The sequence below is a fragment of the Denitraticella aggregata genome, from assembly GCF_048158365.1.
In the GTDB taxonomy this organism is placed as follows: Bacteria; Pseudomonadota; Gammaproteobacteria; order Burkholderiales; family Rhodocyclaceae; genus Azoarcus_F.
This window is the reverse complement of record NZ_JBLLNL010000009.1, coordinates 146,200-167,527: the sequence shown is the minus strand read 5'-3', so window position 1 is coordinate 167,527 and position 21,328 is coordinate 146,200. Positions and strand designations below refer to the sequence as shown.

21 protein-coding genes and 1 tRNA gene are annotated in these 21,328 nt (G+C 64.9%); 1 reads left to right on the top strand and 21 read right to left on the bottom strand.

Going from position 1 to position 21,328, the window contains the following annotated elements:
- Positions 1-124 precede the first annotated feature (124 nt).
- The gene (locus ACKVEX_RS12540; RefSeq protein WP_473216073.1) at positions 125-1,024 is read left to right on the top strand and encodes a helix-turn-helix transcriptional regulator; all 900 of its coding nucleotides are present in this window, start codon (positions 125-127) and stop codon (positions 1,022-1,024) included.
- Positions 1,025-1,416: 392 nt separating this feature from the next.
- On the opposite strand, the gene ACKVEX_RS12535 is transcribed toward ACKVEX_RS12540, so the two are convergent.
- From ACKVEX_RS12535 to ACKVEX_RS12435, 21 genes are all read right to left on the bottom strand, one after another.
- Positions 1,417-1,746 (bottom strand): type II toxin-antitoxin system RelE/ParE family toxin, encoded by a 330-nt coding sequence (locus tag ACKVEX_RS12535; protein ID WP_473216072.1) that lies wholly within the window; start codon positions 1,744-1,746, stop codon positions 1,417-1,419.
- A complete protein-coding gene (locus ACKVEX_RS12530) occupies positions 1,743-1,994 on the bottom strand; it encodes a type II toxin-antitoxin system ParD family antitoxin (protein WP_473216071.1) in 252 nt (83 codons plus the stop codon). The genes ACKVEX_RS12535 and ACKVEX_RS12530 overlap by 4 nt, the downstream gene beginning before the upstream one ends.
- 186 nt (positions 1,995-2,180) lie before the next feature.
- The gene (locus ACKVEX_RS12525; protein ID WP_473216070.1) at positions 2,181-2,750 is read right to left on the bottom strand and encodes a Fic family protein; all 570 of its coding nucleotides are present in this window, start codon (positions 2,748-2,750) and stop codon (positions 2,181-2,183) included.
- Between the two features lie 79 nt (positions 2,751-2,829).
- Positions 2,830-3,330, bottom strand: coding sequence for a hypothetical protein (locus ACKVEX_RS12520; protein ID WP_473216069.1), 501 nt, complete (start codon positions 3,328-3,330; stop codon positions 2,830-2,832).
- Positions 3,327-3,611 (bottom strand): hypothetical protein, encoded by a 285-nt coding sequence (locus ACKVEX_RS12515; protein ID WP_473216068.1) that lies wholly within the window; start codon positions 3,609-3,611, stop codon positions 3,327-3,329. The genes ACKVEX_RS12520 and ACKVEX_RS12515 overlap by 4 nt, the downstream gene beginning before the upstream one ends.
- Positions 3,612-3,940: 329 nt before the next feature.
- Complete coding sequence (locus tag ACKVEX_RS12510; RefSeq protein ID WP_473216067.1) at positions 3,941-6,031, bottom strand: DUF927 domain-containing protein; 2,091 nt, start codon at positions 6,029-6,031, stop codon at positions 3,941-3,943.
- Positions 6,021-6,872 carry a toprim domain-containing protein gene (locus ACKVEX_RS12505; protein ID WP_473216066.1) on the bottom strand — a complete coding sequence of 284 codons (852 nt, stop codon included), beginning with the start codon at positions 6,870-6,872 and terminating at the stop codon, positions 6,021-6,023. The genes ACKVEX_RS12510 and ACKVEX_RS12505 overlap by 11 nt, the downstream gene beginning before the upstream one ends.
- Positions 6,873-7,003: 131 nt before the next feature.
- Positions 7,004-7,216, bottom strand: a complete 213-nt coding sequence (locus tag ACKVEX_RS12500) for a helix-turn-helix transcriptional regulator (protein WP_473216065.1) — start codon at positions 7,214-7,216, stop codon at positions 7,004-7,006.
- Between the two features lie 79 nt (positions 7,217-7,295).
- Entirely contained in the window at positions 7,296-7,700 is a 405-nt protein-coding gene (locus ACKVEX_RS12495) for a hypothetical protein (protein WP_473216064.1), read from the bottom strand.
- Between the two features lie 115 nt (positions 7,701-7,815).
- The gene (locus ACKVEX_RS12490; RefSeq protein WP_473216063.1) at positions 7,816-7,971 is read right to left on the bottom strand and encodes a hypothetical protein; all 156 of its coding nucleotides are present in this window, start codon (positions 7,969-7,971) and stop codon (positions 7,816-7,818) included.
- Positions 7,968-9,197, bottom strand: a complete 1,230-nt coding sequence (locus ACKVEX_RS12485; RefSeq protein WP_473216062.1) for a tyrosine-type recombinase/integrase — start codon at positions 9,195-9,197, stop codon at positions 7,968-7,970. The genes ACKVEX_RS12490 and ACKVEX_RS12485 overlap by 4 nt, the downstream gene beginning before the upstream one ends.
- A 175-nt stretch (positions 9,198-9,372) precedes the next feature.
- A tRNA-Ala gene (locus ACKVEX_RS12480) sits at positions 9,373-9,448 on the bottom strand.
- A gap of 64 nt (positions 9,449-9,512) precedes the next feature.
- Positions 9,513-10,577: an L-threonylcarbamoyladenylate synthase gene (locus ACKVEX_RS12475; RefSeq protein ID WP_473216061.1), complete on the bottom strand. Its 1,065-nt coding sequence runs from the start codon at positions 10,575-10,577 to the stop codon at positions 9,513-9,515.
- Positions 10,574-11,716, bottom strand: a complete 1,143-nt coding sequence (locus tag ACKVEX_RS12470) for a 5-(carboxyamino)imidazole ribonucleotide synthase (RefSeq protein ID WP_473216060.1) — start codon at positions 11,714-11,716, stop codon at positions 10,574-10,576. The genes ACKVEX_RS12475 and ACKVEX_RS12470 overlap by 4 nt, the downstream gene beginning before the upstream one ends.
- 8 nt (positions 11,717-11,724) lie before the next feature.
- Positions 11,725-12,243: a 5-(carboxyamino)imidazole ribonucleotide mutase gene (purE, locus tag ACKVEX_RS12465; RefSeq protein ID WP_473216059.1), complete on the bottom strand. Its 519-nt coding sequence runs from the start codon at positions 12,241-12,243 to the stop codon at positions 11,725-11,727.
- A gap of 1 nt (position 12,244) precedes the next feature.
- Positions 12,245-13,120, bottom strand: coding sequence for a bifunctional methylenetetrahydrofolate dehydrogenase/methenyltetrahydrofolate cyclohydrolase FolD (gene folD / locus ACKVEX_RS12460; protein WP_473216058.1), 876 nt, complete (start codon positions 13,118-13,120; stop codon positions 12,245-12,247).
- Positions 13,121-13,180: 60 nt separating this feature from the next.
- Positions 13,181-13,777 carry an indolepyruvate oxidoreductase subunit beta gene (locus ACKVEX_RS12455; protein WP_473216057.1) on the bottom strand — a complete coding sequence of 199 codons (597 nt, stop codon included), beginning with the start codon at positions 13,775-13,777 and terminating at the stop codon, positions 13,181-13,183.
- Positions 13,778-13,781: 4 nt separating this feature from the next.
- The gene (locus ACKVEX_RS12450) at positions 13,782-15,662 is read right to left on the bottom strand and encodes a thiamine pyrophosphate-dependent enzyme (RefSeq protein WP_473216056.1); all 1,881 of its coding nucleotides are present in this window, start codon (positions 15,660-15,662) and stop codon (positions 13,782-13,784) included.
- Positions 15,663-15,833: 171 nt separating this feature from the next.
- On the bottom strand, positions 15,834-17,576 hold the full coding sequence (locus tag ACKVEX_RS12445) for a potassium/proton antiporter (RefSeq protein WP_473216055.1): 1,743 nt from the start codon (positions 17,574-17,576) through the stop codon (positions 15,834-15,836).
- 75 nt (positions 17,577-17,651) lie between these two features.
- Entirely contained in the window at positions 17,652-18,284 is a 633-nt protein-coding gene (locus tag ACKVEX_RS12440; protein ID WP_473216054.1) for a response regulator transcription factor, read from the bottom strand.
- Positions 18,265-20,976, bottom strand: a complete 2,712-nt coding sequence (locus ACKVEX_RS12435) for a PAS domain S-box protein (protein WP_473216053.1) — start codon at positions 20,974-20,976, stop codon at positions 18,265-18,267. Before ACKVEX_RS12435 ends, ACKVEX_RS12440 begins: the two co-directional genes overlap by 20 nt.
- Positions 20,977-21,328 lie beyond the last annotated feature (352 nt).

Genomic DNA, 21,328 nt, shown 5'->3' with positions numbered 1-21,328 from the left:
TGTGATAATCACAATGCAACGCATATAAGAATCATAACCATTGCATTGCCCCATTCTAGAGCAGCTTATATACTTCCCGCAATAACCCGCACAAGTATTCGTTAACCCGATAGAGCACTCAGGAATGCCCAAAGTCCAACTTGCAGAACTGACCCAGCCCCAGCGCGATCGGCTCGCGTTCATTGAGCTGCGTGTGCGCTTCGTGGGGGAGATCCGTCGCCAGGACTTGGTTGCGCGGTTTGGCATCCAATCCGCAGCGGCAACCCGGGATTTGGCGCTCTACAAGGAATTGTCTCCGGGCAACATCGACTATGACCCCAAAGGCAAGGCCTACGTCCTGGGGCCGGACTTCCGCCCCATCTTCGACTTTCCTCCGGAGCGGGTGCTGTCTTGGCTGACGCAGGGCTTTGGAGACGGCGAGCCGATGCGGCTCAAGGCTTGGGTAGCCAGCGAAAGCCCCTCACGGCTTACACACCCGGATCTGGATGTGCTGGCTAGCGTGACCCGGGCGATCCATCAGGGGTGTCCGCTTGGCGTTGAGTACTACTCAATATCCAGCGGCTGTACTGAGCGGGAAGTCGTCCCCTTTGCGCTCATCGACAATGGTCTGCGCTGGCATGTCCGCGCCTTCGACCGGAAGTCTCAGGAGTTCCGGGATTTCGTCATCACCCGGATCAAGAACCCTGTCGTGCTCAAGGGGCAACCAGTTGCAGCCCATGAGATGAGCGATCAAGACATCCAGTGGACGCGGATCGTCGAACTGGAGTTGGTGCCGCACCCGGATCAGCCCCGGCCGGAGATCACCGAAATGGATTACGGCATGCGCGACGGCGTGCTGCGGATGAAGCTGCGCGCTGCCACGGCTGGATACATCCTGCGCAAATGGAGTGTCGACTGCTCGCCCGATCATTGCCTGCGCGGACCGGAGTACCGGTTATGGCTAAACGATCATCTTGCGATTTACGGCGTGAAAAATGCCGTACTGGCACCAGGCTATAGCGCCACTGCGAAGGCGGACTCTTGATGGAACTGAACGACAACATCAACCGCCTGCTCGGCGACGACCTTAAGCAGACGCTCAAACCCGGTGTTCGCCTGAAGATCGCGGCCTTGGCCGGCGACAATTAGCCTGACCGGTCGTGTTGCCTCACGGAAGGATGCTACTCCGGCGTAATCGTCGCCTTGAGATTGTTTCGAGGTGGAATTCGTATTGCCCGAGTTCGTCTGGTGGCTCGGTGACGATGTTGTGCTGATGGTCGCTCATGGCTTGCTCCTGACGGCGGGCCCCGAGTCCCTTGACGGTGACGCTCGCTTTGGTGATGCCGTTCGCCCTCTGTGACAGTGGTGAGGGTCGTGACGGTCGCCGCTTCTTGTTTGCACCGGCGCGCACGCAGATATACCCTGGTGACCCGACCGTCACACGGCGACAGGCTCCTGCATCCAAGCTGGGATGTCCTGCTGGCCGTGCAACACACGCCAGACGTCAATGTACTCCGGATGCTCGATGTAGAACACGAGGTGCGGGTAGCGCGTCAGCGGCCAGGCGCGCAGGCCCGGCAGGTTCAGTTCGTGGGCGTAGCGTGGGGAGCCTGTGGCCGGGTGGCGACCGATGTGCCCGTAGGCCTTCTCCAGTGCGTCGATGAAGCCGACCGCGACGGCTTCGCTCACCTTACTCAGGTAGTAGGCGATAGCCTCGTCCACATCTCGGTTGGCCTGCTCGCGCGGGATGACTGGCTTGGCCTTCACGCCTTGGCAGCGGGTTTGACGGCCTTCCGCACCCGATCCCGCAGGCCATCGAAGTAGCGGGCATTGGCGGGTGCCGCCGGGGCCGAGGCTGCTCCGGCCAGCAGCAGGTTGCGCACTTGCAGGCGGTCTTGATCCTTTCGGATCAATTCGCGCACGTACTCGCTGCTGGTGCCGTAGCCGCGCTGGCTGACCTGTTCGTCCACGAAGGACTTCAGGGAGTCGGGCAGAGAGATGTTCATCGTGCTCATGTCTCAAGCGTAGGTTCTTTGGCAAAATTTGGCAAGACCCGTATTCCACCATGCCGAAAGAAGGCATCCATGCGCAACCCGAACAACGTAGCGGTCACGCCCGATGGCCGACAGTGCGTGGCCACTGCCGAACGAGTCACGATGTGGCTCCCAGCCACTGCCCGAAACGATCACATTAAACATCCATCAATCCCACCACTTGAGTTCATACCAAACACCACGCCCGCTGCCCTGCTGATTCAAATGACCGTGCTCGACCAGGTTGCGGAAATGTTGCTTCAGCGTGTTTCGGCTGACACCGGTCAATTTGATCGCATCGCCGATCGTGACGCGCCCGTGCGCGCGGGCAAATTCAACGATCTGCAGTGACAGCTCGGGCAAGACAGCCAGTACGATCTTCTCGCGCTGCACCTTCTTTTCCAGCCGCCGTACCTGCTCGGCCAGTGACCGCAGGAAGAACACCCGCCACGGTTGCCAGTTGGGAGCATCTGTCCGGATAGACCCCTGCGTCTGCCGCAAGGGAAGGTAGTACGCTTCTTTATTGAGCTCAATCACGCGCTCCAGTGAGCTGTGCGGCACGTAAGCGTAGCCTGCCTGAATGAGCAACAAAGTGGTCAAAACACGACTGAGGCGGCCATTGCCATCCTGGAACGGGCGAGGACCGGCACCATCGGGCAAGAAAAAACCCCAACCGAGAACGGTTGGGGTTTTGGTATTGGTGGCCGAATGGCTATCGACCTGTTGCTTTAACCCCACACCTGGCGGACCTTTCTAAACTTCGCCTTCCAGAGTTGCCCCCAAAGTTGCCCCCAGCCGTGCAATGTGCCCGGTGCGGTCAGCCCTTGGTCGGCAGCAGAGAAAGATACTCTGCCGCCAACTGTTGTCCGGCTGTTCCGATAGCTGTTGTGCCCTCGGTGCCAGACTCGATCCCGTAAAACCGCCGCACATCGTCCGCCCCGATCCCGACCGCGCTGCACACAGCTTCGAGCGCATCATCAAGCGCCGCCAGCCGGTCACGCAGCATGTACCACTCACACGCGAGAATTTCCGCATGGTCGCCACCTTGAGTATCCGGGCTCACTATCAGCACTTCCCGGTAGCGTGCCCGCGTCTGCCAGTAGTCGAGCGCCCAGGTTGAGAGCGTTTCCCGGATCATGGTGACAGGTTCCCAAAACTCAGGGTCGCGCCCCACCATGCCGACGTGAGAGACATTCGCCAGAATGCGCCGTGCCTCGTCATACTCCGCTCGCAGCATCGCACCTACGAGCAGCGCCGCGCGAACGGGTGCCGGTGACTTGGTTTGGAGTTGTTCGAGTCGGGTTCTCGGGTTTGTCATCGCTTCAGTTCTCCATGATGCGCTCGAAGTGCCGCTTCGAGCATTTCGATTCGCTTTTCGGTGTCGGCCGCCTCGCGAGCCTTCAGCAGCCGGTCGAGCACATAGGCTAGTCTGGTGCCGTCTTGCGTTTCAATCATGCCGCGCCGCATGTCCCGATACACCCGCGCCATCTCGGCCCGGATTTCATCGGCGCTGCAAAGCGGAATTTTTTGCGCGGACACGGTAGGGATAGGGTTGAGCAGTTCCGCAGACCCAGCAGCCACTTCACGAGAGTCCGTCATTCCGTACCTCAGCAGCTCGCCGAAGAAAGTAGGCGAGCGCGTCGCCGTCCCGCCTGCACGCGCCGAGTGTGCCCGCGATCAGATCAGGGTCGGTTTCCTCAATCCGCGCAAGCCAACTCCGAATCGCAGCCTCAGACTCAGCCGGTACGGGTGGCCCAGGTTCATCGGCAAGGGATACATCCACGTAAGCCCCAACGTTGTTCGTTTCTCCCGTTCCAGCCGTTCCAGCCGTTCTGCCCAGTGTTTGCAAGGGATTCGCCGGAACGTCTGCCAGAACGTCTGCCGTTCCAGCCGTTCCAGCGGCCCGTTCCAGTCTGGCGAGCAGGTCATCAAGCCCCATTGCTCACCCCATGCAGCACTTCGGCACGGACGGGATAGACGCGCACCTTCCGCCCGCCGACGTTCTCGGTTCTCGATCGTTCGCCCGTCGCGCTCGCTTTGGGGATCACGCCGCAGGATTCCAACACGTCGAGAGCGCGCTTGAAGTCGAAGCCCTTCAGGGCCTCGCGCAGTCCATCGGCGTTGAACAGGTACAGCCGCCCACCCGTCTCATCCGGCTTCCACCACCCCGCCCGGTCACGGATCGTCGCGCCGCCTGCCATCCAGTCGGAGAACCGGCTATCCCCATGCCGTTCGAGGAACCCGGCCAGCTTATCGAGGATTTGCCGCCGCTCGTCGTTGCCGCCGCCGCGCATGGATCGCCACGCCTGGAACCCGATCACCGCAGCGTCGAGCGCCGCACCTTCCGGCCAGTCGGTAATGCCGTACTCGGTCGCCAGCTCGCCCGCCAGCGCCAGCAGCGCAAAGCGGGATGCAGCGCGCTTGTCCTGCCCTTCGGCCTCTGGCGGGTTAAAAGCAGGCAGCGCCTTAAGGCGTTCGAGCCGCCCGGCCATGTCGCGCTCATCGTGCGTCAGCCTTTCGAGGAACGCCCGCCCGGCCCGACCATGATGTTGATTCGCCGCCCGCTTGATCGCGTCGGACAGTGCTGTGCCGGTCGCCATGCCGTGCAGTTCATCGAAGCAGCCGAAGCGCCGCGCAGCGGGAATGTCGAGCAGCCGCACCGCCTGCCCGGCCTTCGTGCGGTGCCCACCGTCCAGCATCGTTGTGCCGATGGTGCGCTCGCCCGTCGACATGATGAACGCCTGCCACCGCGTCACGGATCGCGCCGTGCCGGTGCGGCTCGCCCGCTGCTTTCCGCGCCCGTTGCCCAGGCTGTAGACGATGGCCCCCACCTCGCGGGGATCGCATTCGCTGATCTCGTCCAGCGCCAGCAGGCAGTCATTGAACAGCGCCGCCGCGCCTTCCATTCCGTTCGCCGTCGCCCGCCAGCTCCGCCGATACCCAGGCCCGCCCCACACGGAACACGCGGCCTCCAGAATCGTTGTCTTGCCGGTCGAGGAATCGCCCACGAAATGCAGCCCGCCGCCCTCGGTATTGGTGCGCTTGAGCAGCGGCCCCGCGAATGCTGCCGACAGCGCCAACAGGAACAGGGGATTGCCCACCGCCCGCGCTGCAATCTCGACCTGCCACCCGTCGAGCGTTCCGGCCTGCCCGTGCTCGTCGTGCGAGCGTTCGCCGCTCTGAAAGATCACGCCCGCCGCGCTCGGTCCGATCACGGCATCGGGCAGCACGAACACGTCACCGCACCAGCCGACTTGCAGCGCGCACCGGATGCGCTTCTTCGGCGTGCGCTCTTGCAGGTATCGGGCAAGCGTCTGGCGGGCGAAGGGGTCAAGCTCCAACCCCATCGCCAGCAGCTCGCCGCGCAGGTCGGAGCCATCGCCCTTGAGCAGTTCCATCGGCATCGCCCATGTGCGCCACCGGCCCGCCGAGTTCTTGAAGCGCAGCAGCCGTCCGAAGTTGCTCCCGGTGCCGTCGAAGGTCTGCGCCTCGATGTGCAGCGGCGCACATACCCAGGAATCGACCGGAACCGGATCGCCACCGCCCTTCGGTGCGCTCATGGTGTGATGCCACACGCCCGGCCGCAACTTGCGGCCGGAGTCGAACACGGTCCAGTTGTCATACACGCGGAAGCAGGGTCTTTCCGATGCCCGCACGGACGGAGCCGCCTTTTCCTCGGAGTCGTCGCCGTCGCCAGTGGTCGCGGCCTCGATCAGATCAGCCAGCGCCGGAACGCATGGAACGTCTGCCGTGCCGCCTGCCGTTCCGCTGGAACCATCGCCGTTATTGGGCGGAACGTCTGGAACGTCTGGAACGTCGCGAAACGGATGAGGCGATGCGGAATCAGCCTCAACGCCCCCATGCCCGGAATCATTTTGCAGAGAGCCATCGAGTTCATGTGCGTTCCGTTCCGCCGTTCCGGCGAGTATCGGCGCGGGATTCGCCTCGATCACCGAAGCGTCTGCCACGTCTGCGCAGAAAAGATCGGCGGTCACAGTGTCGAGCAGGTCATTCGCCACGTCGCGCCCCCTTCCGACGGATCGCCGCCAAGTCGTTGAAGTCGGAGCCCGCTCTCCCTTCCGGGAACTCGGGAACGATCAGCCGCGCCCCGGTCGCCTTCGCCGCAGCGGTCGCATACGTCAGGCCCGGATTACCTTCGGTCTGGCGGTCGTTGTCCGCGCAGATCACCAGTTCAGCGCCAACCCAGGCGGAACGCGCCGCCTTCGCCACCGGCAGCAGGTTGCCCGCATTCATCGCGCACAGCACCGCATGGCCGGTTTCCTCATGCAGCGTTGCGCCGGTTGCCCAGCCCTCACAGATCAGGGCCGTTGCCGGGTTGCTGAGGTCGCCAATCGGGCAGAACAGGCCACCGGCCCGCCCCGACTTGAACCGCTTGCCGCCGTCCGGCTGGATGCGCTGCACGTTCCACAACAGCCCGAAGGCATCGAACAGCGGGACGATCAGCAGCCCGCCGCGCTGGCGCAAGTCGTGCGGCTTCACCGCCTTGGCGATCAGGTACGGGTGCGCCGGTGTAGCCGGTGCCGCCGCTTCCCATTCGGTCCGTGCCTCGATAGCCCGCGCCTCATGTTCGGCCCGCCGATCGGCTCGCGCCTTGATGTTCGCCGCCTCGATCAGTTCGGCAAACGTCTTGCGCTCGGTGTCGCTCATGCGCTTACCATCCGCCGCCCAAGTCGAGCGCACGCCGGTCTTCCACGAACCGAAAATGCCAGCGGCCCGCCCGTCGAGGTGCAGTGCATACCAGCCATTGCGGGAACCGGCCTTGTCGCCGTCGATATGGAATCTGTGCAGAAGCCCGTCAGCCTCGATTGTCACTGGTGGCGAAATACCGGCCTCGCGCATGGCCGCTCTGAACTGTTCGGTCGGGCTAGACATTGGTCAGCCCCGTCCGTCGAATCAGCCAGGATGCAAGATTCGCAGGGATCACGCCCCAAACAGCCAGCCGCACAATCACGGTCTTCACGGTCCGCATGTCATTTACCGCTTTGAGCGGCCTCGATCCGCCCGGCAATCCAAGCGTCGATGTCGGCGGAAATCCACCCGACAGCACGTGGACCAAGCTGGATGGGTGCCGGGAAGGTGCCTTGCTTGACACGCTCGTAAATCGTTGAGCGTGCTATGCCGGTACGTGATTCAACTTCGTGACGGCGAATAATGCGAATCGGTGCTTCCGTCTTTGCGTCCATTTTGTTCCCCTAAGAGACTCCCGGAACCGGGCATGGATCGCATCGTGCGGGCGTGCCGCGTGCCGCACCATCCTACAAATCAGCGGTTTTTTCTGTAGGCGTCTCTCTGTAGCTCTGCAAACGTCCGTACATCGGGGTCGTAGTAGGCATCTCGAATCACACTCGATGATGTCGACAGCGTCCCCCCTACACGCTCGAACGCCGACTCCAATGTTTCATCCTTCGGCCTGCTCATCACTTGCATGACGGCATCGATTCCCTCTTGCCGGGACAGCTTTGGTTTCAACCCCCGAGTACTCAACCGGAAGGGGTCGCACTTGCCTTCGAACGCCGCACATATGCCTTCCTCGACCACTTTCAGAACGTCGGAACTGTAGATGGCGCGCAAACGTTCGTCATACTCTCCGTTTTGTAGTCGCATGCGTTGCAAGAAGATTTCCAGCAGCGCCCGTCGTGCATCAACGTAATGGTGTCGGTTGTTCATCTTCGTCACTTCGGCGTTACCCCAGCAGCTCATCGACCCTTCCCAAAACCTTACTGTCTGCCATCAGCTCATCAGCCCTTGATCGAACCTTGACGGTGGCGGCTGTTCATCTTCGTCACTTCGGCGTTACCCATGCACGGCGAATCGCAGCGCGTGCAGTGAGTTCTGCGGAAATTGAAACGATCATGGCTTCCCGGCGAATCCGTGCGATGAACTCCCGTGCAGCCTTGTCATCGCGTGCCTGTAATGCGTGCTTGGTCTTGCGCTTCATGCTGCCCCCTTCGTTGGAAGTTGGATCACCTCAGCGCCCGCCTTCAGTCGGTCGAGATGAGCGGCCCAGGCTTGCATCATGGTTCTACGGTCCTTCAGAAACTTGGTCCGGTTGTAGGCTTCACCAAGCACATCCGGGACGCGGTGTGCAAGTTGGTGTTCGATCACGTCCCGGTCGAATCCAAGTTCTTCATGCAGGATGGTCCGCGCCATCGCCCGGAAACCGTGCCCGGTGATTTCGGTCTTGGTGTCGTACCCCATGCGCCGCAGTGCCGCGTTGATCGCGGCCTCGCTCATCGGCTTCTTCGGATCGCGCCCGGCGAACACGTGCTGCCGGTGCCCGGTCAGCGGGTGCAGGTCCTTCAGGATCGCGACCGACTGCGGTGCCAGCGGAACGATGTGCTCGCGCCGCCGCTTCATCCGCTCCGCAGGGATGCGCCATTCGGCCCGCTCGAAGTCGATTTCCGACCACTCCGCCTTGCGCAGTTCGCCCGGTCGGACGAACACCAGCGGTGCAAGCCTGAGCGCTGATCGCACCACGAGCGTTCCCTTGAATCCGTCAATCGCCCGCAGCAGCGCCCCAACTTCGGCGGTATCGGTGATGGATGCGAAATGTGCCGCTCTCGGCTTCTTCATCACTCCGCGAAGGTCAGCGGTAGGGTCACGGTCAGTCCGCCCCGTGGCGACTGCGTATCGCATCACCTGGCCTATGTTCTGCTTGGCCCGATACGCAGTATCGTGCGCGCCTCGGTCCGCGATGCGCTGGCAGCAGGTCAGCACGTCCATAGGTTTCACGTTGGCAATCGGCTTCTTTCCCAGCCAGGGGAACACGTCGGCCTCCAAGCGTCGGATGATCTTGTCGGCGTGCCCCGGTGCCCAACTAGACGCGACCCGCTCTTTATCGAACCACTCGCGGGCGACCGCCTCGAACGTATGTTCCGTCTCCGCGATCCGCACGGCTTCGGCTTCCTTACGTGCTGCGCTGGGGTCGCTACCGGTAGCGATCAACTCCCGCGCCTCGTCGCGTCGAGCACGAGCCGCCTTCAGGGACACGTCCGGGTAGACACCAAGGCTCAGACGTTTCTCCTTCCCGCCGATGCGGTACTTGAGCCGCCACCACTTGCCACCGCTGGGGGCAACTTCCAGATACAGACCTTTCTCGTCGGCGTACTTACGCGCTTTGGCGCTGGGCTTGATCGCCTTTATTTGCGTGTCTGTCAGGGGCATTTGGGGGCAACTCCTTCGGCATTTGGGGGCAACTCGTGCAGTTGCCCCCAATGTTGCCCCCAGTTGCCCCCGGCTTTCAATAGTCTTTTTCGGACTACTCTGGACGTGAAAAAGGCCGGAACCCTTGATTTAACTGGGCTTTCCGGCCTTTCTCGGACTGCTTTGGAACAGAAAATGGTGGACCGAATGAGGATCGAACTCACGACCTCCGCATTGCGAACGCGGCGCTCTCCCAGCTGAGCTATCGGCCCTTCGAGGTCGAGAATTATAGGCTAGTGCAGCCGTCGATGAAAAGTTTTTTGTTGGTCTTTTTGCTCAGGTCTCGTCGAACATGTCGCTTGCGCCCGAACCGACCGCGGCGCGACCCAGGCGGTCGGCGATGGCGGACCAGCCAATCGCGTCCGGCGGGCGTTCGACCAGGATGAGATCGGCCCCGAGTTCATCCAGCGCACGAAGATTGGCGTACAGGTCGTGCGCATAGCCCATCGGCTCGGGATCGGCCTGTATCCAGATCACGCGGCCGTCGTTCGGTCCACGCACCATGTGCGCCAGCACCGCAACCCGGTTGCCGCTGCGCACGCAGTCCGTCGCCCTGTTCGCGAGTGCGGACGCATCGACCAGTTGCAGCGGTGTGCGGGGCGCGTAGTGGGCATCCAGCGTGCCGGACACGCGCGGCGGCGTCGGAGCTTCGGGCTGCGCTGGCGGAGTCGGTGTGGGAGTCGCGCCGGACGGTTGGGACAGGGCTTCGCCACGCACATGCGGCCGACGTCCGATGACGCGCGCGATGTCGTCGGCGGTGATCGCCCCGGGACGCAGGATTTCGGGCTCGCCCCGGGACAGGTCCAGAATCGTCGATTCGATGCCGACGGTGCAGGGACCGCCATCGAGGATCATCGCCACCCGGTCGCCCAGCTCCTGCTGCACATGTTCGGCCGTGGTCGGGCTGATCCGGCCGAAACGGTTCGCGCTCGGTGCGGCGATGCCGGAATCGAAGGCCCGCAGCAGCGCCAGCGCGACCGGATGATCGGGCACACGCAGGCCGACCGTGGCCTGGCCGCCGGTGACCGCGTCCGGCACGTCTTCCTCGCGTGACAGGATCAGCGTCAGGGGTCCGGGCCAGAAGGCCTTCGCCAGCGCGATCGCGTCCTTTGGGATGCGCGACGCCCAGCGCGGCAGGTGATCGGCGTCGGGCAGATGCACGATCAGCGGATGATCGGCGGGCCGGCCCTTGGCGGTGAAGATCCGGCCCACCGCGACCGGATCGAGCGCATCGGCGCCCAGGCCGTACACGGTCTCGGTCGGCAGCGCGACCAGCCGACCGGCGCGCAGCAGGGTCACCGCCTCGGCGATCGCGTCCGCGGTGGGCGAAACGATGCTCATTCGTCGCGGATGCCGATCGCGTCCCGCGCCTGCATCGCGCGCTCGAGCACGGTGGGCGCATCCTCGCCGATCACGGTGAAATGCCCCATCTTGCGCCCGGCGCGCGCATGGTGCTTGCCATACAGATGCAGCCGCAGGCCCGGAACCGCGTGCAGCACCGACCAGTCCGGTTCGTGCTGATGCTCGCCGCGAAACCACAACTCGCCGAGCAGATTGACCATGACCGCGGCCGAGTGCTGGCGCGGTTCGCCCAGCGGCAGACCGGTCAGCGCCCTGACCTGCTGCTCGTACTGACTGGTCATGCAGGCGTCCACGGTGTGATGGCCGCTGTTGTGCGGTCTGGGTGCCATCTCGTTGACCAGCAGTTCGCCGTTGCAGACGAAGAACTCGACGCCCAGCGTGCCGACATAGCCGAGCGCCTCCGCGATTCGGCACGCGATCTCCTGCGCGCGGTCGCGCTGGGCCGCGCTGGCGCGCGCCGGGGCGATGGTCACGTCCAGGATGCCGTTGCGGTGGCGATTCTCGCCGACCGGAAAGCAGCGTACCGCGCCCGACTCGGTCCGCGCGAGCACGACCGAGACCTCGAAATCCAGATGCAGCATCTTCTCCAGCACGCACGGCTCGCCGCCGAACTGGTGAAGTGCATGCAATGCCTCGTCGCGATCGGCCACGCGCGCCTGGCCCTTGCCGTCGTAGCCGAAGCGCGCCACCTTGAGTACCGCCGGAAACAGCGCATCCGGCGCGTTGCGCACGTCCTCGTCGGACTCGATCACTGCGAAAGGCCCATGCGGAATCCCGTTGTCGGCGAGAAAGCGCTTCTCGGCGATACGGTGCTGGCACACCGCGACCGCGCTGGCGGCCGGATGGACCGGGATGAACTTGGCCAGATACTCCAGGGTTCCGGCCGGCACGTTCTCGAACTCGGTGGTGACCGCGGCGCAGGCTTCACCAAACAGATCCAGCGCGGCGTAATCGTCATAGGCCGCGACCAGATGCCGATCGGCGATCAGGCCGGCGGGACTGTGCGGATCCGGGTCGAGCACCCACACGTGATAGCCCATCTCATGCGCGGCCGACACGAAGAAGCGGCCCAACTGGCCGCCACCGAGCATGCCGAGGGTTGCGGGCGGAAGGATCATCGGCGGGCTCAATCCAGCTTCATGTCGTAGACGGCCTGCGTCTGGCGGGCGCGGAATGCCTCCAGCGCCTGGGCCAGGGTGGCGTCCACACTGGCCAGCAGCGACACCGCGAACAGCCCGGCATTGGCCGCTCCGGCCTCGCCGATCGCGAAGGTCGCGACCGGCACACCCTTGGGCATCTGCACGATGGACAACAGCGAATCCTGGCCCGACAGCGCCCTGGACTGCACCGGCACGCCCAGCACCGGCAGCGTGGTCTTGGCCGCGACCATGCCCGGCAGATGAGCCGCACCCCCGGCGCCGGCGATGATCGCCCTGAGCCCGCGCTCGCGCGCCGAGGCGGCGTATTCGAACATCAGATCGGGGGTGCGATGCGCGGATACCACGCGCGCCTCGAACGGCACGCCGAAGGATTCGAGCATCGCGGCGGCGGCCTTCATCGTCGGCCAGTCGGAATTCGAACCCATGATGATGCCGACCAAGGGGTTCGGGCCATCGGCGGGAAAGCGCAGGATGTTGTCGGTCATGTCAGCGCCCCTTGCCACGCGCGGCGCGGTCGGCGGAAATGACGGTGTTCTCGAGCAGCATCGTGATCGTCATCGGCCCCACACCACCCGGCACCGGTGTGATCAGCGACGCTACCTCGCTGACCGAAGCGAAATCGACGTCGCCGCACAACTTGCCCGCATCCGGTCCGTCGGTGAGGCGGTTGATGCCGACGTCGACCACCACCGCACCCGGTTTGACCATGTCACCGGTGACGAAGCGCGGGCGCCCCACCGCCGCGACCAGTATGTCGGCACGGCGCGTGTGTGCAGCCAGATCGCGCGTCTTCGAATGACAGACGGTGACGGTGGCGCCGGCGTTGGTCAGCAGCATCGCCATCGGCTTGCCGACGATGTTGGAGCGGCCGATCACCACCGCCTCGGCGCCCTGAAGCGACACCTGCCCGGATTCGAGCATCTTCATCACGCCATGCGGCGTGCACGGAATGAAACCTTCCCGACCCTGCGACAGCCGGCCGACGTTCTCGGCATGGAAACCATCGACATCCTTGTCCACGCCGATCGCCTCCAGCACCTGGACCTCGTCGAACTGCGGCGGCAACGGCAGTTGCACCAGGATCCCGTGAACATCCGGGTCCGCGTTGAGTTCCGCCAGCCTGGTCATGACGCCGGGCTGTGCCACGTCGGCCGGGTAGTCGAAGCGCAGCGAACGGATACCGGCCTTCTCGCAGGCCGCGACCTTGTTGCGCACATACACACTCGAGGCCGGATCACTGCCGACCAGAATCACCGCCAGACAGGGCGGCTCGCCACGTGCCTTCAGCGACGCGACGCGCGCGGCAATGTCGCCGCGGACCTGCGCGGCCAGCGCGTTACCATCGATCACCCGTGCAGTCATCCGGATACCCTCGGAAAAAGTGCGGATTCTACCGCACGGGCGAGGATTTTTTCCGGCCGATCAGGGTGCAACGGCGGCGACCGCCTCGCGGCCGGTTTCGAAGGCACTGCGGTTGAGCTCGAGCAGTTCGGGTTTCTTGCGCGCGAAACGCGCCAGCACCGCGTCGCGCAGCACCTCGGCAGGGAACGGCAGCCTGTCGGACATCGCACCGAGCATGACGGTATTGCCGAGCCGGATATTGCCGAGGCCGGTCGCGATCGCGCTCGCGTCGAAGGCATGCACGTCCAGGCCCAGGGTCTGCATCTGCGCCACCGGGTCGTCCGGGTAGTCGAACAGCCCGATCGTGACCACCGGCGGCACGATACGCCCGACATTGACCAGCGCGGTGCCACCGGGACGCAGCATGTGCGACCAGCGCAGCGCCTCGGAGGCCTCGAAACCGACCAGCAGGTCCGCCTCGCCGGGTGCGATCTGCGGCGACAACACCTCGTCGCCGAAGCGCAGGTGGGAGGTGACCACCCCTCCGCGCTGGCTCATGCCTGCGACCTCGGTCTTCTTCACGTCGAAGCCGAGCGAAAGTGCCGCCTCGGCGAGGATCTCGGTGGCGGTCATGACGCCCTGACCACCGATGCCGCACACCAGAATATTGGTCGTCATCGGATCATTTCCGCGCGAAATTGATCGGAAACACCGGTTCGGCATGCACGATGGCCTCCGGCGCGCACGGCTGCACGCACAGGCCGCAGCCGGTGCAGGCGGAAGTCTCGATGCGGACGAAGGCCAGATCCACGCTCTTGCCCGAGGCCTTGACCACCTGGTCGCGCCGCGTGACGTGGATCGCCGGACACCCGACGTCGATGCAGTTGCCGCAACCGGTGCACAGGTCGTCGCGGACCAGGTAGGGGCGCGTGGGCTTGTAGTCGTCGATCAGCACACACGGCCGGTCGGTGATGATGACCGACGGCTCGTCGATCTTCGTCTCCTCGCGCAGCGCCTTGAACAGCACCGGCAACTGGTAGGGGTCGAGCACGCGGATGCGCTCGCGCCGGACGCCGAGCGCCTCGCACAGCTGCGCGAAATCCACCCGCGGCGTATCGTCGCCGTGGATGTTGCGGCCACTGCCCGGGTTGTCCTGCCCGCCGGTCATGCCAACGGTGCGGTTGTCGAGCAGCAGCACCGTCACGTTGCCGCGGTTCCACGTGATGTCGAGCAGACCCTGCATGCCCATGTGCATGAAGGTGGAGTCGCCGATGACTGCGAGGATCCTCTTGTTCTCGTCGGCAGGGCCGCGCCCCTTGTCCATGCCCAACGCCATGCCCAGCGACGCCCCCATCGAGATGCAGGTGTCGAGCGCATTCCACGGATGACCGGCGCCGAGCGTGTAGCAGCCGATGTCACCCGAGATGATCAGGTTGCGCATCTGCGACAGCGTGTAATAGACGCCCAGATGCGGACACGCGACACACAGCGTCGGCGGACGCGGGAAGACCGGCTGGGCCGGCACCGCGGCAGCCTGTGTGGCCTGTGCGGTTTCGGCCACGCTGCCGTCCGGGCCGGGCATGAGCGCGGACTTCAGCACGTCGGGCGACAGCTCCCCGGTGCGCGGCAGGCGGGCCTTGCCGGTGCAGACGATCCCGGCTGCGCGCAGTTCGGATTCGACCAGCGGCTCGGTCTCCTCGACCACGACGAGTTCTTCGACGCTCCGCGCGAAGCTGCGCAAGGCCTCCAGTGGCAGCGGATACGACAGGCCCAGCTTGAACACCGGCGCCTGCGGGAAGGCCTCGCGCACATGCATGAAGGCCGGGCCGGACGCGACGAAGCCCATCGTGCGCTCCGCGCCCCGATGCGTCCGATTGAGCGGCGAGGCCTCGGACTCGGCGCGCAGCGCAGCCTCGCGCTCGTACATCATCGGCACGCGCGGCTTGGCGTGGCCCGGCACCATGACCCAGCGGCGCGGATCCTTCTCGAAGCCGATCGGCTCGATCGCTTCGCGCTCGCCGGCCTGCACCACCGACTTGACATGACAGATGCGCGTGGTCATGCGCAGGATCACCGGCACGCAGAAGCGCTCGGACAGTTCGAACGCGGCGCGTGTCATGTCGAAGGCTTCCTGCGAGTCCGCGGGCTCGAGCACCGGCACATGCGCGAAGCGGCCCCAGAAGCGCGAGTCCTGCTCGTTCTGCGACGAGGACATGCCGACATCGTCTGCCACCGCGATCACCAGTCCGCCCTTGACGCCGGTCACCGTCATCGTCATCAACGCATCGGAGGCGACGTTCAGGCCGACATGTTTCATCGCGCACAGCGCCCGCGCACCGACCATCGACGCACCGAGCGCGACCTCGAGCGACACCTTCTCGTTGATCGACCACTCGGCATACACGTCGGGACAGGCTGCCAGTTCCTCAAGGATCTCGGTCGAGGGGGTGCCCGGATAGGCGGCCGCCACCCGCACGCCGGCTTCCCACGCGCTTCGGGCAACCGCCTCGTTGCCCGACATGAAGGACCGGCCCGTGGCCGGCATCTGCGCCGCTTTAGCCATTGCGTCTCCCGCTAGCTGAATTCGAAGCGCAGAACTTATCGCACGGTCGACGATAAACCGTTGACCCAGGTCAAGCGAACGCCGGTCGGGTCCGGTCGACACGCCTGGACAGACTCAGGGCGAACCGCGGTGCCAAATGACCGGATCGCTCGTGCTTGTCCAAGAATCGCCTCACGGCATGTGCGGGCGCGGGCATTTCAGACCGATCTGGTCGATACCGCCCCTGGCGTCCAGGTGCCTTACGGTCAGTTCGAACCCGCCGATGCCGACCCGATCGCCCTCGACCGCATGCCGTCCGAGCCGGTGCACCAGCAGCGTAGCCAGCGGCACGTCGGCCTCGCCCTCCTCCAGCGAGAGTCCGTAGGCCGCGGCCAGATCGCCCGCCATGCAGTTCGCGGACACGGTGAACTCGCCGAAGAAGCCCGCGTTGGCGATCAGTTCGTCCTCGCGTCCCGGCGCGAAGGCCGCAGCCAGACGCTCGGCCATCTCGTCTGGCGCGATGAGCCAGACCGAGTCGTTCTCGCGCAGGCGGGTGGCACGGGTCAGCGGTAACGCCTTGCCTGCGCGCAGCACCGCAGCACAGCGCACATCCGGCCCCGCCTCGCGCGAGACCAGCGTGTCCGGGTGCGATCCCTCCGCACGCGAGCCGTGGCCGACGTGATACTCCATCAGATCCAACGTCTCGTTCTCGCCGACCCACACCTCGAGCCGGTCGACCGGTTCGTCGCGGCGCGGGACGACGACCTTGAACAGGCGCGCGGCCACCGGTACCGTCGCGCCCTGCACCAGCAGCGACACCAGCACCACCGCGAAGGCGACGTCGAACAGCAGCAGCGATTGCGGCACACCCATCATCAGCGGATACATGGCCAGCACGATCGGCACCGCACCGCGCAGACCGACCCACGAGATGTACGCCATCTCGTTGACCGCGAAACGCTGCGGCCACAGGCAGGCGAACACCGCGACCGGCCGGGCCACCAGCATCAGGAACAGCGCCATCGCGAGTGACAGCGTCGCTTGCTCGAGCAGGTGCGACGGCGTGACCAGCAGGCCCAGCGCGAGAAACATGCCCGCCTGCGACAGCCAGGCCAGGCCGTCCATGACCCGCAACACGTGTTCTGTGGCATGGCAGCGACGGTTGCCGATCACGAGTCCGGCCAGGTAGATTGCCAGGAAGCCGCTGCCGCCGATCATGTTCGTGGCCGAGAAGACCATGAGCCCGCCCGATACGATCAGCAGCGCGTACAGGCCCTCGGCCAGACGCAGGCGCGCAAGCAGGTGGGCCAGCACGCGCCCGCCCACCCATCCGGCCAGGATGCCGAAAGCGAGCTGCTGCAACAGGATCACGCCGTAGGCCCAGCCGTCGCGTTCGCCCGGCGACATGATCAACTGCACCATGACGATGACCATCAGGATCGCCATCGGGTCGTTCGCGCCGGACTCGATCTCGAGCGTGGCCTTGACCCGATCGTTCAACCGCACCCCGCTGTTGCGCAGCAGCGAGAACACCGCGGCCGCATCGGTCGAACCGACGATCGCGGCAAGCAGGAGACCGATGCGCCAGTCGACATCGAACAGCCAGGTCGCAAATACGCCCAGCACCAAGGACGTGATGATCACACCGAAACTCGCCAGCGAGGCGGCCGGCTTGAACGCGACCCGGAAGGTCGAGGCGCGCGTGCGCAAGCCGCCGTCGAGCAGGATCACCGCGAGCGCGAGCTGGGCGACCAGCATCGTGGTCGAGAAGTCGTCGAAGTCGATGCCGCCCAGCCCCTCCTCGCCGGCGAGCATGCCGACGACCAGGAACAGCAGCAGCAGCGGCAGGCCGAGCCGTGCCGACACGGTACTCGCGAGAATGCTGATGAACAGCAGCACGCCGCCGAGAAGGAGCAAGCCGTTAATGGCGGACATTCGGTGGATCGGGGCCGGAAAAGCGTTCAAGATACCAGAGCGGCGCCGCGCACGGAGCCGGCCCGGCCCCGGAATTCAGCCGCGCGCCGCGCCGCTCTCGCCGCTGATCACGTGTTGCACCAGTTCGGCCAGCGAGTTCGCGCACATCTTCTCCATGACCCGGGCGCGATGGACTTCGACGGTCTTGATGCTGATGCCGAGCATGTCCGCGATCTGCTTGTTGAGCCTGCCGGCGATGATCAGATCGAGCACTTCGCGCTCGCGATGGGTCAGTTCGCTCAACCGGCGCGCGGTCTCAGCCTCGCGCTGGCGCTTCTGGCGACCGGCGCGCTCGCGCGCGAGGCTGTCTTCGATCAGGCCCAGCATGTCCCGATCGCCGAACGGCTTCTCGATGAAATCCACCGCGCCGCGCTTGACTGCGGAGACCGCCATCGGCACGTCTCCATGCCCGGTGATGAAGATCACCGGCAGCGTCGAGTGGCGCTCGCGCAAGGCCTCGAACAGTTCCAGCCCGCTCATGCCGGGCATGCGCACGTCCAGGACCAGGCAACCGGTCAGCGCGGTGGTGTAGTCTTCGAGAAACGCCTCCGACGACGCGTAGGCGCAGACCCGGTAACCGCTGGATTCGAGCAACCAGACCAGCGAATCACGCAGGGCATCGTCATCATCGACGATGAAGATGCACTGGTCAGGCTCTTCTGGCGACATGCTCACTTTCGGCCTCCGTGGGGAGCGTAAAGGTGAAGATGGTACCGCCTTCCGGGTTGTCCGCCACGGTCAATCTGCCGTCGTGGAACTCGACGATGGACCGGCAGATGTTCAGCCCCATGCCCATGCCTTCGGCCTTGGTGGTGTAGAACGGCGTGAACAGCAGTGGGCGCTCGTCCTCGCCGATACCGTTTCCCCGATCGATGACCGCGACCTCGACCAGACGGGCATTGAGCGCATGTGCCCTGAGCACCAGCACCCTGTCCTCGCGCGCAATCCCCGACATCGCATCGAGGCCGTTCTTGACCAGATTGATGACGACCTGCTCGATCATGATCCGGTCGGCATGCACCGGCGGGAGATCCGGTTCGACCTCCAGCACGATCCGGCCGCCGACACGTCTCACATCGATATCGGCAAAGCCGATCGCATCGTCGAGCACTTCCTCCAGCCTGACCGCGCTGCGACGCGGCTCGCTCTTCTTCACGAATTCCCGAACCCGCCGGATGATCTTGCCGGCCCGCTCGGCCTGGAAACTCGCCTTCTGCATCGCGGCCAGCAGGTCCTCTTCGCGGAACTTGCCCGACTGGATGCGGGTGACGCACCCCATGCAGTAGTTGGCGATGGCCGACAGCGGCTGGTTCAGTTCATGCGCGAGCGTGGAGGCCATTTCACCCATCGTGATCAGGCGCGACGTGTGCTGCAGGCGCTCGGCCTGGACACGCGAGGACTCAGCGATCTGCTTGCGGTCGGTGATATCGGTGGCGATGCCCATGCGCACCACCCGCCCATCCACCCAGCGGGTCGCATGCTCGCGCACGTGGTACCAGCGCCCCGACAGCGGATGCTGCACCTCGCCGTCGAACAGTTCCCGCGGCAACTGGTTGACGTCCAGTCCGCGCAGCTCCACCAGATAGTCACCGCGCTCGGGCTGCGGCACCGACACACCCCGCACGGTGCGCCCGACCGCGTCGTATCCGTAAATGTTCTTGAACGCGCGGTTCGCGAACAGGATCTCGTCCGACATCGCATCGGCGACGAACACCGCCGCCTCCAGCCCGTCCAGCACCGCCTCGAAGCGTTGCTGCGCGGCGACCAGGGCCTCCCTGACCCGGCGCGGCTCGGTGATGTCGGTCACCGAGGCCATCCAGCCGGTCTGCTTGCCGGCCAGATCGATCAGCGGTGACAGATAGAAACGCGCATCCAGTCGCACGCCGTCGCGTCGCCGGATGCGCATCTCGAACCCACTGGCCGGCGCCCTGCCCTCCAGGGTGATCGCGAGATTCTGCTTGCAGATCTCGAGGTCCTCCTCCGGCCAGTAGGGGAACGGGGGAGTCGCGCCGATCAGCTCCTCCTGGCTGAAGCCGACCATGCGGCAGAACGCGCTATTGACGTAGATGATCCGCCCGGACAGGTCGATCGCGCGCATGCCGGTGATGACCGACTCCTCCATCGCCTTGCGGAACGCCGACTCTGCGCGCAGCGCATCCTCGGCCGCCTTGCGCCCGGTGATGTCGTGCGCGACCGCATAGACGAGCTGCTCCTCCAGCACCGGATTGATGCTCCACGCGAGCCACTTGAAGGTGCCGTTGGCACCGCGGCAGCGGTTCTCGAAACTGACCGGCTCACCGGTGGCGAGCCGGCGCATCTGGGTCAGCGTCTCGGGAATGTCGTCACTGTGCACCACATCCAGCAAGGCCCGCCCGAGCAACTGCTCCGTGCGGTAGCCCAGGATGCGGGTGAAGGCCGGATTGCAGCGCCGGAACACGCCATCCAGACCGACGATGCACAGCAGGTCCAGCGACAGGTTGAACAGCCGGTCGCGTTCCTTCTCGACCTGGACCCGGCGTCGCACATGGGTGCGCAGCAGCCACAGACTCCACAGCACGATCACCGACAGCGCGAGGATCATCGCCATCGGCAGCGCCTGCGGCAACTGGCCTTCGGTACGAAAGGCGGTGGCGCGCAAGGTCAGTCCGTTGCCGGGCGGGTCCAGCGGGATCTCGTAGGATATGCTCTCGTCCAGGTCCAGCACGCTGGAATTGACCGCGAGAATCTCGCCGCGGACGCTGATCAGGGCGAGCCGATACTTTTCGGCGAACCAGCCCGGCACGAGATGGCGGACCATGCGGTCGATGGAATACACACCGACGATCGCGCCGAAAGGCTCGCGGCCCCGTCGCACGGGCACATAGACCTCCAGCACCATGCGGTCGCGCAGGTTCACGTAGGCCTCGCCATAGCTCGGGCGCCCCAACTCGCGTGCGCGGTAGAACGGCTGCGTCTGCAGCCCGGACAGCACGTCGCCCGACAACCACTCGGTGGTGTCGAATGGAGCCGACCAGCGCACGGCCTCCTCCGGCCCCACCCAGACGACGTTGATCAGTTCCGGATTGTTCGCAATATGCTGGTTTGCGCGCAGCTGGAAACCGTCGGAATCGATCGCATCGGCCGACAGATCGCGCGCAAGCTGCGTCAGAAACTCTTCGGTACCCTGCATGTGCATCCGTATCGTCTGCTCGGCCCACTGCACATCCCGCGCGACCGCGTTGCGCTGGTTCTCGATCTCGCGCGATTGCAGCAGCCACACCATGACCAGCATCGTGACCGCGAACACGCCGACCGCTACATAGGGTGCGGTCCAGTACCAACGCGCCAGCTGCGAACGGGCCTGTGTGGATGAATCAGACATCCCGGTGCCCCGAGGAGGCCATTGAACGCGGGCACGGCCCTGCTCTTCCGGTCCGGCTTTGCCATCCTACGCCTCGCCCGAGTGGGACACGGCTCCGGCTCGACCGATCGATCGGCCGTGAGGGCTTGTTCCTGACGATCTGCGGGCTCACGGATTCGGACATTGGGTCGGACGACGAGAGTGAAGCGGTGTAAGGCCGAGACCGGTGGTGCCCGATCGATTCGTTCCAGGCGATTGTCACAGAGCGGTGACAACAGGTTAATCCGGTGTTTCCCTTACGGGGCCCGCGATGACGCGCGGCCTTCGGGTTTTCGCCAATTATATTCGGGGGGTGCGGGCCGTACATTGTGTC